Origin of the sequence: Bacillus sp. 166amftsu, from assembly GCF_900107445.1 — a bacterium.
Lineage (GTDB): Bacteria > Bacillota > Bacilli > Bacillales > Bacillaceae_G > Bacillus_A > Bacillus_A arachidis.
In genome coordinates this window covers 1,054,637-1,066,400 of record NZ_FNQA01000001.1, presented here as the reverse complement: position 1 = coordinate 1,066,400, position 11,764 = coordinate 1,054,637, and the positions used below count along the sequence as shown (strand labels likewise).

At 37.8% G+C, this 11,764-nt stretch carries 11 protein-coding genes; 10 read left to right on the top strand and 1 reads right to left on the bottom strand.

Translation table 11 applies throughout. From position 1 onward, the window contains the following. Nucleotides 1–7: 7 nt before the first annotated feature. From thpR to BLV40_RS05835, 3 genes are all read left to right on the top strand, one after another. Nucleotides 8–562 (top strand): RNA 2',3'-cyclic phosphodiesterase, encoded by a 555-nt coding sequence (gene thpR, locus BLV40_RS05845; RefSeq protein WP_026593733.1) that lies wholly within the window; start codon nt 8–10, stop codon nt 560–562. A gap of 352 nt (nt 563–914) precedes the next feature. Next, nucleotides 915–3,056, top strand: a complete 2,142-nt coding sequence (pulA, locus tag BLV40_RS05840; RefSeq protein WP_090687994.1) for a type I pullulanase — start codon at nt 915–917, stop codon at nt 3,054–3,056. Between the two features lie 481 nt (nt 3,057–3,537). Beyond that, the gene (locus tag BLV40_RS05835) at nt 3,538–4,335 is read left to right on the top strand and encodes a phosphotransferase family protein (RefSeq protein WP_026593731.1); all 798 of its coding nucleotides are present in this window, start codon (nt 3,538–3,540) and stop codon (nt 4,333–4,335) included. Nucleotides 4,336–4,340: 5 nt separating this feature from the next. Here BLV40_RS05835 and BLV40_RS05830 read toward each other — a convergent pair whose 3' ends face one another. Further along, the gene (locus tag BLV40_RS05830; RefSeq protein ID WP_026593730.1) at nt 4,341–4,619 is read right to left on the bottom strand and encodes a YtzH-like family protein; all 279 of its coding nucleotides are present in this window, start codon (nt 4,617–4,619) and stop codon (nt 4,341–4,343) included. Nucleotides 4,620–4,893: 274 nt separating this feature from the next. Here BLV40_RS05830 and trmB point away from each other — a divergent pair, with 274 nt between their 5' ends. From trmB to BLV40_RS05800, 7 genes are all read left to right on the top strand, one after another. Continuing rightward, nucleotides 4,894–5,547, top strand: coding sequence for a tRNA (guanosine(46)-N7)-methyltransferase TrmB (gene trmB / locus BLV40_RS05825; protein ID WP_090687993.1), 654 nt, complete (start codon nt 4,894–4,896; stop codon nt 5,545–5,547). A 38-nt stretch (nt 5,548–5,585) separates the two neighbouring features. Next, nucleotides 5,586–6,485 carry a YtnP family quorum-quenching lactonase gene (locus tag BLV40_RS05820; RefSeq protein ID WP_139265497.1) on the top strand — a complete coding sequence of 300 codons (900 nt, stop codon included), beginning with the start codon at nt 5,586–5,588 and terminating at the stop codon, nt 6,483–6,485. A gap of 307 nt (nt 6,486–6,792) precedes the next feature. Next, nucleotides 6,793–8,361, top strand: coding sequence for a fatty acid--CoA ligase (locus tag BLV40_RS05815; protein WP_090687988.1), 1,569 nt, complete (start codon nt 6,793–6,795; stop codon nt 8,359–8,361). Beyond that, nucleotides 8,361–9,500 carry an acyl-CoA dehydrogenase family protein gene (locus BLV40_RS05810; RefSeq protein ID WP_090687984.1) on the top strand — a complete coding sequence of 380 codons (1,140 nt, stop codon included), beginning with the start codon at nt 8,361–8,363 and terminating at the stop codon, nt 9,498–9,500. The genes BLV40_RS05815 and BLV40_RS05810 overlap by 1 nt, the downstream gene beginning before the upstream one ends. Then, nucleotides 9,497–9,637: a hypothetical protein gene (locus BLV40_RS28420; protein ID WP_170833605.1), complete on the top strand. Its 141-nt coding sequence runs from the start codon at nt 9,497–9,499 to the stop codon at nt 9,635–9,637. Before BLV40_RS05810 ends, BLV40_RS28420 begins: the two co-directional genes overlap by 4 nt. Before the next feature lie 16 nt (nt 9,638–9,653). Then, a complete protein-coding gene (locus BLV40_RS05805) occupies nt 9,654–10,526 on the top strand; it encodes a 3-hydroxyacyl-CoA dehydrogenase family protein (protein ID WP_090687983.1) in 873 nt (290 codons plus the stop codon). After that, nucleotides 10,523–11,674 (top strand): thiolase family protein, encoded by a 1,152-nt coding sequence (locus tag BLV40_RS05800; RefSeq protein WP_090687978.1) that lies wholly within the window; start codon nt 10,523–10,525, stop codon nt 11,672–11,674. The genes BLV40_RS05805 and BLV40_RS05800 overlap by 4 nt, the downstream gene beginning before the upstream one ends. The last annotated feature ends 90 nt before the right edge of the window (nt 11,675–11,764 follow it).

The following is an 11,764-nucleotide window of genomic DNA, read 5'->3' as shown; positions in this document are numbered from 1 at the left end:
GATATAAATGGTTCCACATTATTTTTTAGCAGTTACCTTACCGGATCATATAAAAGAAATACTTGCAAATTATAAAGAGGAAGTGAAGGACAAGTTACCATTTCGCTCGTGGGTACATAAGGAAGACTACCATATTACACTTGCTTTTTTAGGGAGTGCGGCGCAGGAACAATTGCAAGGAATAGAGAAAGGGTTACAAATCCTTGTGAATACAGCAGAATTAGATCTGACGCTACAAAATTTTTCTACATTCGGTCTAGTGGAGAGTCCACGTATATTTTGGGCTGGATTAAAAGAAAATCGAGCATTATTTGATTTGCAAAAACAGGTGCATGCTATTTGTGAGAGAAATGGTTTTTCACTTGAAACACGTCCTTATCATCCGCACATTACTGTTGCTCGTAAGTGGGGTGGAGAAGAAAATTTTAATCTTAAAGATCTGAAGCAACTGGATGCAGTGTTGTTTCAGGCGGATACCATTACATTGTACGAGTCTCACGTCCATCAAATTCCAAAGTATAAGCCAATTTATGAAATAAAGTTACAGAAACTTAAAGTATAAAAACGTTTCTTACGAATGTGAATATACTATAGAAAATAGTAAGCTTGTGTGTACATGAATACGAATTGAAAGACCAACATAAAACTATTCCTTATAGGTGGGAGAGAGGATCTGCTTAAGGATAGAAGCGGACAGTGCCTTTTTTAGCCCCCCTGCCATGTGAAAACAGAAGTAGAAAATGAGTGGAAATCTCTTTCTGTTCGACATAGCCGCAATTTATCCCCTTTATACGCGAGCGGAAGACCTCTACCTCAAGATTCAGAGAGAAATAAGAAAGATAGGTGGGGGATGAATTCTCCCATCCCCGCTTATGGAAGTTTCATTTTAATTTCGAGAATGATGGTGATTTTTTATGCTGAAAGTAAAGCGTCCATTTGAAGCCTATTTAGATGAAATGAATAAAATTACAATTTTGCTCCCGCATGCGTACGGAACCAGCCGAACATTTTTTATGCAGGAAGGAAATCATGTATGGGAGCTTAAAGTTTCTCAAATCATTTCTCTTCCAGATGCAACGAAGTATGAATGCTGTGTAGAATATCCACTTGATGTGGGAAAGTATTACACAGTGAGAGATGAGCGAAATGAAGAAACAGACTTACAAATTGGAGCGGTTATTCGAACGGCTGTATTTGATGAAAAATACTATTATGCTGGTGGAGACTTAGGAGCTTGTTATAGGAAAGAAGAAACAGCTTTTAAAATGTGGGCACCCACTGCAAGACTTGCGAAGGTAAGGATTTATAAAAATGATAAAGAGTATGCGGATTATGAGATGCAAAGAGGAGAAAATGGTGTTTGGTCTTATATTTTACAAGGAGACTTGGAGCTCGCTAGATACACATTTCTCGTTTGTATTAATTTAATTTGGAATGAAGCTGTAGATCCATATGCAAAATCCGTATCAGTCAATGGTAAGTATGGAATTGTGATTGATCCTCTAAAGACATATATAAAAGAACAAACTGCATTACCTAAACTGGAATCTTTCGCTGATGCAATCCTTTATGAATTGCATATTCGTGATGCCACTATGCATCCAAATAGTGGCGTAGCAAAAAAGGGGACATATGCAGGGTTAACAGAAGAGAATACGAAAGGAAAACTTGGGACAAAAACGGCCTTCTCCTATATAAAAGAATTAGGAGTTACACATGTTGAAATTTTACCTCTTCATCATTTTGCTGGAGTAGATGAAAAACGGCCGTTTGCGGCGTATAACTGGGGCTATAATCCACTATATTTCAACGTACCAACGGGAGTATATGCAAGCGATCCTATCGATCCTTATAATCGAATCAAAGATTGTAAAAAACTTATTGAAAAATTTCATGAACATGGAATCCGTGTGGTTTTGGACGTTGTATATAATCATGTATATGAACGAGAAACATCATCTTTTGAAAAGCTTGTACCAGGATACTATTTTAGACATGATGAAAATGGCATGCCATCAAATGGAACAGGAGTTGGGAATGATCTAGCATCTGAGCGGAAAATGATGCAGAAGTTTATAATAGACTCTGTTTTATATTGGCTTACTGAATATAATGTTGATGGGTTTCGATTTGATTTAATGGGAATTTTAGATGTAGAAACGATGAATGAAGTAGAAAAGGAAGTAAGAAACATAAAAAAGGATGCGCTGTTATTAGGGGAAGGCTGGGAGCTACAAACACCGCTTCCGGCAGAAGAGAAGGCTACGCTTAACAATGCGAATAAAATGCCACAAATCGCGCAGTTCAATGATCAATTTCGTGATGCGATAAAAGGCAGCACGTTTGATGTAAGTAAACGTGGCTTTGCATTTGGAGGAAGCGTAGACCCTGTGCATTTGCAATATGTGTTAATGGGAAGTCTGGCAAATGAAAAAGGAGATGGGTTATTTTTAGAACCGATTCAAAGTATTAACTATGTGGAATGTCACGACAATATGACGATGTGGGATAAACTCGTGCGCAGCAATCAGGAAACGGAAGAAGTGCAAAAAAGGCGCCATCGTTTAGCCACCGCGATGACATTACTCTCACAAGGAATTCCGTTTTTACATGCAGGACAAGAGTTTTATCGTTCTAAGAAAGGAAATGAAAATAGTTATAATGCGCTTGACGAAATTAATCAACTCGATTGGGATCAAAAAGAGAAAGAAATAGAAACAATTGCTTATATACAAGGGTTAATTGCAATTCGTAAGACACATGGAGCGTTACGCTTACAGTCAGCGAATCTTATAAAGAAGCATATGACATTTTTACAAACATCTCCTACTGTTGTTGCTTATCATTTACAAAATGTAGGGGAGTTTGGTCCTTGGAAGGAAATTGTGGTGTTGTTTCATAGTGGTATGCAAATAGAAACGATTTTACTGCCGAAACATGAAATGTGGTGCGTATTAGCAGACAGTGCAAAAGCAAAAGTACAGCCGATTTCTTCATTTCAAGGAAATGAACTTCAAATGGCTCCGATTAGCTCGTATATATTGGCGATAATGTGACAAATCGCTACTTGACGATGCGAATATAATAAATGTAGAATTGACAAAGGTGACGATTTTGATAAGTTGTCATTGTATTATTGGTTTTGTAAAATATAAAAGAATAGACGGTTAGTTTGTCTTGATTTCTTGGCCCATACCAAGTTTTCTTTTATCAAAAAAAGCAGGAAAACTCCATCCTTAAGGAATATGCGTAGTATAGTTTTGGTGGATGAAGATGAATTGCTAGTAACTGTCTTTATATAAAATATTAAAAAAGTAGTTCCAGGGGGCATTTGCCAGTGGAATAGAGGGGTTGTGCCATCAGGCAATTAACTCCACTTGTGTTAACCATCTGTTAGTGTAGGTGCACGAGAAATCATCGCTTCAAGATTCAAAGGATCTAGGTCGCGGGAGTTTTCATATGAATCCACAACATGTTCAAAAGGTGTTGCGGTTTTTCATTTTATGACTATAAAAGATAAGGATTTGTTAACGGGTAATGAATATGGAATGGTTGGAACAATTATTAGGAGAAGAGTGGAGTCTTATACCCGCTGGTGGGGCAACGGGCGATGCATATATTGCGCAAAATGGACAACAAAAGCTATTTTTAAAGCGGAATACATCGCCTTTTTTAGCGGTATTGTCGGCAGAAGGAATTGTTCCAAAATTACTTTGGACAAGAAGAGTGACGAACGGTGATGTGATTTCAGCTCAAAAATGGCTTCCAGGACAAAAGCTAGAGCCAGAGGATATGAAACTGGAGCGTGTTGCGAAGCTTTTAAAAAAAATACATTCGTCTAAAGCACTTGTGCAGATGATACAAAGGCTTGGAAAACAGCCCCTGCATGCGCAGGAGTTATTCGAGCAATTGTATTTTGTTTTAAGAGGAGACTTAAGAACGGATGAAACGATTCAGACAGGACTTCGATATTTAAAAGCTACATTGAAAGATGTTGAATATGATGAGTTTGTTGTGTGCCACTGTGACGTCAATCATAACAATTGGTTATTATCGGACGAAGATGAATTATTTTTAATTGATTGGGATGGAGCGCTTATTGCGGATCCTGCTCTGGATCTTGGCATGTTATTATATTGGTATGTTCCGCGTCACGAATGGGACGAATGGTTAGCGTATTATGGAATTGAAATGAATGAATCATTGGTTCATCGTATGAAGTGGTATGTAGTGGCACAAACTATTTTATCTGTTCAATGGCATACAACAAAAAAGCAGCAAGCAGAAGCTGAATATTGGCATCAATATTTACAGCAACTACTTGCTTCAGAGTAAATACTTTAAGAAAAATTGTCCATTCCAGAAATCCATTGCGTAAGTTGTTCTTGATTACTAGAAATATGGTTGTCTAAATCAGGAGAATATTTACCCGATTGACTATAGTAATATACATCATTTAGCATCGCTTTTACGTCGCTGTTCACATTATCGTTTGCAAGCAATGATTGAATGAGCCGTTCTAATTGTTCGCATTCAGAAACCGTTCCACAGCAATCACTTTGGTGATTGACTAGAATATCTTTTAAAATTTCTAATTGATGTTGTTGATTAATCGGCACGATTGGATCATCCTTTCGATTGTTGTTCAATTTGAACAAGTAAGAGAAATTTTCTATTTCGCCAAGGAGTAGCTAATCATTGGCTAACGAAACGTTTCAGCAGGAAAGTTTCGTTCTATGCTCTTGGTAGTTTGTATCAAAATGGAACACCTTATACTTGAAAGAAACGGACCGAGTGCTCGTACGTACTTGGTTTTTTGTTTGATAGAATAATTAAAAAAGAAAGAAGGAAGGAACCTTCTACAAATAGTCTAGTAAAGAGAGGAAGACATCTATGCGTTTAAGACATAAACCATATGCAATGGATCAAATTAATGAGTATTCACAGTTTGTAATTGGAAACCCAGAGGAGCGTTGTGGCAATTGGAAAGAGGTATTTGGAAATGACCATCCAATCCATATTGAAGTAGGAACAGGTCGCGGTCGTTTCGTTTATGAGATGGCAAAAGCAAATCCACATATTAACTATATTGGAATTGAAAAATTCACAAGTGTTATCGTAGATGCGCTTGATAAGTTAATTGAAGAAGAAGTACCAAATTTAAAATTAATTAATAAAGATGCTGAAGATTTAACAATTTTCTTTGCAGAAGGCGAAATTGACCGTGTATATTTAAACTTCTCAGATCCATGGCCAAAAAATCGTCACGAGAAGCGTCGTTTAACGTATAAAACGTTTTTACGTAATTATGAAGAAGTGCTAGTAACGGGCGGGGAAATTCATTTTAAAACAGATAACCAAGGTTTATTTGAATACTCGCTTATGAGCATGGCCGAGTATGGTATGTTGTTAACGTTCTTGAGCCTGAACCTTCATAATAGTGACTTTGAAGGAAATATTATGACCGAATATGAAGAGAAATTTTCTAATAAAGGACATCGTATTTATCGTGTTGAAGCGAAATATCGTACGGAACCTGTGCAATAATGCACAGGTTTTTTGTTGCGGAAAACATTCTGAATTTTGTGTTAAAATTAAAAGGGAAAAAAGGGGGAATAGAAATGGAATGTTTACAAATTGGAGAAATCAAAGTGACATGGCTAAGTGGTGGGAATACTCACTTAGACGGAGGTGCAATGTTTGGTGTTGTACCAAAAGTCTTATGGTCACGTAAATATAAATATGATGATACAAATCATATTTATTTAAGAACAGATCCGTTGCTTGTACAAACGAAGGAAGGAAATATGCTCATTGATTCAGGAATTGGAAATAATAAAATGACTGAAAAAATGAAGCGGAATCAAGGTGTAACAGAAGAATCGTCAGTTGAACATTCTCTAGCGGAGCTCGGTCTAACAGCCGAAGATATTCATTACGTATTAATGACACATCTTCACTTTGATCATGCATCAGGATTAACAAAATGGGAAAGTGATGAGCTTGTTCCGACGTTTCCAAATGCAAAAGTGTATGTGTCAGAGACAGAATGGAATGAAATGAGAAATCCTAATATTCGCTCTCGTAATACATATTGGAAAGAAAATTGGGAGCCGATTGTAGAGCAAGTTGTTACTTTTAAAGAGGAAACGCAAATTACAGATGAAGTAAGCATGGTGCACACAGGTGGGCATAGTGATGGACATGCTGTTATTGTTCTCGAAAGTCAGGGAGAAACAATGCTTCATTTAGCTGATCTACTGCCAACACATGCTCATCAAAACGTATTATGGGTGATGGCATATGATGATTATCCAATGACTTCAATTGAACATAAGCAAAAATGGATGAAGTATGGCGCAGAAAAGAAAGCGTGGTTCACCTTTTATCATGATGCATATTATCGCGCTGTGAAGTGGGATGAGGAAGGGATTATGATTGAGAAGGTAGAACGAATAGAGGAAAAAGTATCAAGTGAAGTGTAAGTGACTGCCTTTCTACTAAAAAATTGAAACTGCTTATGTTCTCTTTCAATTACAAAATACTTTGTTGTAAGAATTTGTCCTGCTATTCAAGAGAAGTAAGACCCTTATCTCAACATTCAGCTAGAGCAAAAAAGATAGATAGGGCGGGCTAATAATCAGTGGGAGATGAAAAAAACCACTGATTAAAGTTCCGCGTTATCGAAATAATTACTTTTAAAATATTCTGAAAATTGATATAATATCTCCGAGTTACTACATTGCTACATGCTCTATATGAGAAGCGTTTTATTTGAAAGGGGGAAATATATTGTATATAACGATTGGAAAATTACTTGAACTGACTACTGGAAAGTATCCGAATCAAGAAGCAATTGTTGAACCGCAAAAAAATATTCGCTGGACGTATACAGAATGGAATGAACAGGTAAATAAGCTAGCTCATGCACTCCAAAAAAGTGGTATACAAAAAGGTGACCGCGTTTCGACATTTCTCTTTAATAGTAGCGAACTAGCAACCACATGTTTCGCTTGTGCGAAAATTGGAGCCGTATTTAACCCAATTAATTTTAGACTAAAACCACAGGAACTCATTTATATATTAGAAGATGCTTCTCCAAAGATCGTAATTTTTGAAAAACAATTATCCTCTCACGTACAAAGTATTCATAAGCAATTCCCTCATATTCAGTTCTGGTACATTGATCAAAATCGTCCATCGTTTTCTATTTCCTATGAAGAGGAACTATCCAATGCGTTACCGAAATTTGAAGCAGTAGAAGTAAAAGAAGATGATATTTGTTCTATTATGTATACAAGTGGAACAACCGGTTATCCGAAGGGTGTACTTCACCGTCATCGAGAAATTATTGACCACAGTTTGATGGGAATTGCGTATTTACATTACAACGAGAATAGTCGTGGTCTTGTAACAGCACCGATGTTTCATTGTGCGGAGCTGCATTGTTGTTTCGTGCCAAGGGTGCATAGCGGTGGTACAAATATTATTCTGCACCATTTCGATGCCAAGAATGTTCTTGAAACGATTGAAAAAGAAAAGATTACTGTTATGTTTGCAGCACCTACAATGTGGAATATGATGTTGCAGGAAGACTTAATACAGTATGATCTATCATCTCTTCGGTACGGTTTATATGGAGCAGCTTCAATGGCACCGGCACTTGTAAAAGCATGTGATGAAAAATTGAATGTTTCATTAGTACAAGCTTATGGTATGACAGAAATGGGGCCTGCAATTACTTTTTTACGAGAAAATGAGCAGATTACTAAAGTAGGTTCTGCAGGAAAAGCTGCCTATAATCATGAAATTCGTGTTGTTCGTCCAAATGAAGAAGGGCCATCTGAGCCAGATGATATATTACCACCGTATGAAATTGGAGAAATTATTGTGCGAGGTTCCTGTTTGATGAAAGGGTATTACAACAATGAAGAGGCGACAGCAAAAGCGCTCTATAAAGGATGGTACCATTCAGGTGATTTAGGTTATGTAGATACAGATGGTTATTTGTATGTTGCAGATCGTGTTGACGATATGGTTGTTAGTGGCGGAGAAAATATTTATCCGCGTGAAGTCGAGGACTTTTTGTATACGCATGAAAGCATTTTAGATGTTGCAGTGCTTGGCGAGAAAGATGAGCTTTGGGGAGAAAGTGTTCTAGCATACATCGTTTCAAAAGATCAGTCTCTTACCGAAGAGATATTAGATGAGTACTGTAAATCAAGTGATAAGCTTGCTGATTATAAACGTCCACGTCGCTATATATTTGTTGAACAACTGCCCAGAAATGCGAGCGGTAAAATTCAAAAATTTATTTTACGTAGCCAAGTGACAGAAGTGGAATCCAAGGAGAGGATATGATGAAGCATAAGTATTTACAGGAAGAGCATCACATTTTTCGTGATGCTTTTCATAAATTTTTAAAAAAGGAAGCATATCCATACTATAACGAATGGGAAGAAGAGGGGATAATTCCTCGTTCTTTCTGGACGAGTATGGGGAGTAAAGGTTTTCTTTGTCCAATGGTAGATGAGCGGTATGGTGGAGCTGGTGCTGATTTTGGGTATTCGGTTATCGTCAACGAGGAACTTGAAAAGGTTGGATCGAGTCTAATCGGAATTGGTTTACACAATGACATTGTCGTTCCATATTTCATGCAGTATGGAACGGAAGAACAGAAGAAGCGCTGGTTACCAAAATGCGTAAGCGGTGAATATATAACTGCAATTGCAATGACGGAGCCAGGAGCAGGTTCGGACTTGGCGAGTATTCGAACAACGGCAAGGAAAGAAGGGGATTATTATGTCGTAAATGGTGAAAAAACATTTATTACAAATGGTATTCATGCAGATTTAGTTATCGTTGTTTGTAAGACAGATATCAACGCTGCTCATAAAGGCATGAGTTTACTCGTTTTAGAAAGAGGAATGGAGGGATTTAAGAGAGGGAAACAGCTTAAAAAGGTTGGCTTACATAGTCAAGATACAGCAGAACTTATTTTTGAAGATGTAAAAGTCCCTGTTTTGAATTTGTTAGGGGAAGAAGGAAAAGGTTTTTATTATCTTATGGAAAAGTTGCAACAAGAACGTCTCATCGTTGCAATCGCCGCGAAAACAGCAGCGGAAGTAATGTTACATATAACGAAAAAATATGTCCAAGAGCGAAAAGCGTTTGGGAAAAGTATAAGTGATTTTCAAGCGGTACAATTTCGATTAGCAGAAATGTATACGGAAATTGAAATTGGTAGAACATTTGTAGATGACTGTATTATAGGTCATATGAATGGTGAGGACATCGTAACGAAAGTATCGATGGCAAAGTGGTGGTTAACAGATCTCGCAAAAAAAGTGTCAGCAGAGTGCATACAACTACACGGTGGATACGGATATATGGAAGAATACGAGATTGCGCGGCGTTATCGTGATATTCCAGTCAGCGCGATTTATGCTGGAACGAATGAGATTATGAAAAATATAATTGCGAAAGGTATGGGCTTATGATGTTGAAAGGAATAACAGGTGCTGATTCTTCTCACTACTTACCAAGCCTATATGCATTGTTTGCTAATATTCAACACTATTTCAAAACATATTGTCTTGTTGTTGGAATGTATGCTGTGGAAACAAAAAGAAAATGATTAAAGGGGGAAAATAATGATTCAAAATATCGCGGTAATTGGTGTAGGAATTATGGGAAGTGGAATTACCCAAGCGTTAGCAATGGGCGGTAAAGATGTGAAAATGTATGATGTATCAGAAGAAAATTTACAAAAGGCTTATGAAACGATCAACAAAAGCCTGAGTCGTTTCGTGCATGCAGGGCGTATGACTGAGGAAAAGAAAAAACACATTCTAAATCATATTACTCCTACAGTTATATTGGAAGAAGCTTGCCAGAATGTAGAACTTGTTATTGAAGCAGTACCAGAAATATTACAGTTAAAGAAGGAGATTTTTCAAAAACTAGATTCGTATACATCACAATCTACTATTTTAGCAACGAATACATCTGAGTTAAGTGTAACTGCGATTGCAAGTGTGACAAGTCGTCCAGAGAAAGTAATAGGGATGCATTGGTTTAATCCCGCTCCTGTTATGAAGCTCATTGAAATTGTACGAGGAGTAGTTACGGCGGAAAGTACGATACAAGCAGTAAGAGCAATCTCAGAAGAAATAGGGAAAGAAACAGTTGTTGTAAAAGATACGCAAGGATTTGTGACCACGCGGGCAATTGCTATTCATATGTTAGAGTGCATGCGTATGTATGAAGAGGGAATTACAAGTAAAGAAGACATTGATAAGGCGATTAAGCTTGGTTTGAACTATCCAATGGGGCCATTTGAATTAGCGGATTATATAGGACTCGATACGCTGTTATTTGCGAGCGAAGGGCTAATAGAAGCATTTGGTGAGAGGTTTAGAGCGCCACAAATACTTGTGAAACTTGTAGAGGCGGGGCATCTTGGAAGGAAGACTGGGAAAGGTTTTTATGATTATTCAAAAGGGAAAGTGGGGGAGAAAATATGAAGCGAGACGTTGTTATTGTTGAAGCTGTACGTACGCCAGTTGGGAAAAGAAATGGTGCGTTTCGTGAGTTACACCCAGTACAGCTTGCGGCAGTTGCGCTGGATGCAGTAACAAAACGGGGGAATATAGAAAAAGGTCTCATAGAAGATATTGTTATGGGGTGTGTAACGTCAATTCACGAGCAAGCATTTAATATTGGAAGACTTTCAGCACTTGAAGCAGGTTTTCCTATAACAGTTCCAGCGGTAACGATTAATCGACTTTGTGGTTCTGGACAACAGGCTATTCACTTTGCGGCGCAAGAAATTAAATCAGGCGATATGGACATTACGATTGCAGCTGGTGTTGAACATATGACAAAAGTTCCTATTTTAACTGATGGAAATGAGCGAACCATCCCAAGTAGTCTTCATGAAAAATATCAAATTGTACATCAAGGTGTATCTGCTGAGATGATTGCCGAAAAATATGGAATTACCCGTGAACAGTTAGATACTTACGCGCTAGAAAGTCATAGACGAGCAATTCAAGCGATTGAATCTAGACGCTTTCAGCGAGAAATCGTACCACTGAGTGGTGTAGATAAAGAAGGCAACGAAATATTAGTTGAAAGTGATGGAGGACCAAGAAGAGATACTTCGTATGAAGCATTAGCAAATTTAAAAACAGTGTTTAAAGAAAATGGAGTGATTACAGCAGGGAATGCAAGCCAAATTAGCGATGGTGCTGCAGCAATTTTGCTGATGGATAGTGAAAAGGCGAAAGAACTAGGTTGTAAAGCACGTGCTCGTATTGTGAATCAAGTAGTTGTTGGTTCTGATCCAACGACAATGCTTGACGGCGTTATCCCTGCAACGAAAAAAGTACTGCAAAAATCCAATTTAACAATTCAGGATATAGATGTTATAGAGATTAATGAAGCATTTGCATCGGTTGTTTTAGCATGGCAAAAGGAGATGGAAGCAGATTTACAAAAGGTAAATGTTAATGGTGGTGCGATTGCACTAGGTCATCCACTTGGGGCAACGGGTGCAAAATTAATGACTTCTCTTCTTCATGAATTGGAGCGGAGGCAGGGAAGGTACGGTCTGCTGACAATTTGCATTGGACATGGGATGTCAACAGCGACGATAATTGAAAGAATATGAAAAGGCGTGCAGAAATTCATCTGCACGCTGTTATCCTTCTACTGTCTGTAAATACCCCGATGGGTGAGGCGTACTAATCATCAAATGATA

What these genes read in the sequence shown, in the direction of transcription:
- BLV40_RS05810 (WP_090687984.1), top strand. Translation starts at nt 8,361, where the DNA reads ATGAAGCATAAGTATTTACAGGAAGAGCATCACATTTTTCGTGATGCT.
- BLV40_RS05835 (WP_026593731.1), top strand. Translation starts at nt 3,538, where the DNA reads ATGAATATGGAATGGTTGGAACAATTATTAGGAGAAGAGTGGAGTCTT.
- BLV40_RS05805 (WP_090687983.1), top strand. Translation starts at nt 9,654, where the DNA reads ATGATTCAAAATATCGCGGTAATTGGTGTAGGAATTATGGGAAGTGGA.
- trmB (WP_090687993.1), top strand. Translation starts at nt 4,894, where the DNA reads ATGCGTTTAAGACATAAACCATATGCAATGGATCAAATTAATGAGTAT.
- BLV40_RS05800 (WP_090687978.1), top strand. Translation starts at nt 10,523, where the DNA reads ATGAAGCGAGACGTTGTTATTGTTGAAGCTGTACGTACGCCAGTTGGG.
- BLV40_RS28420 (WP_170833605.1), top strand. Translation starts at nt 9,497, where the DNA reads ATGATGTTGAAAGGAATAACAGGTGCTGATTCTTCTCACTACTTACCA.
- thpR (WP_026593733.1), top strand. Translation starts at nt 8, where the DNA reads ATGGTTCCACATTATTTTTTAGCAGTTACCTTACCGGATCATATAAAA.
- pulA (WP_090687994.1), top strand. Translation starts at nt 915, where the DNA reads ATGCTGAAAGTAAAGCGTCCATTTGAAGCCTATTTAGATGAAATGAAT.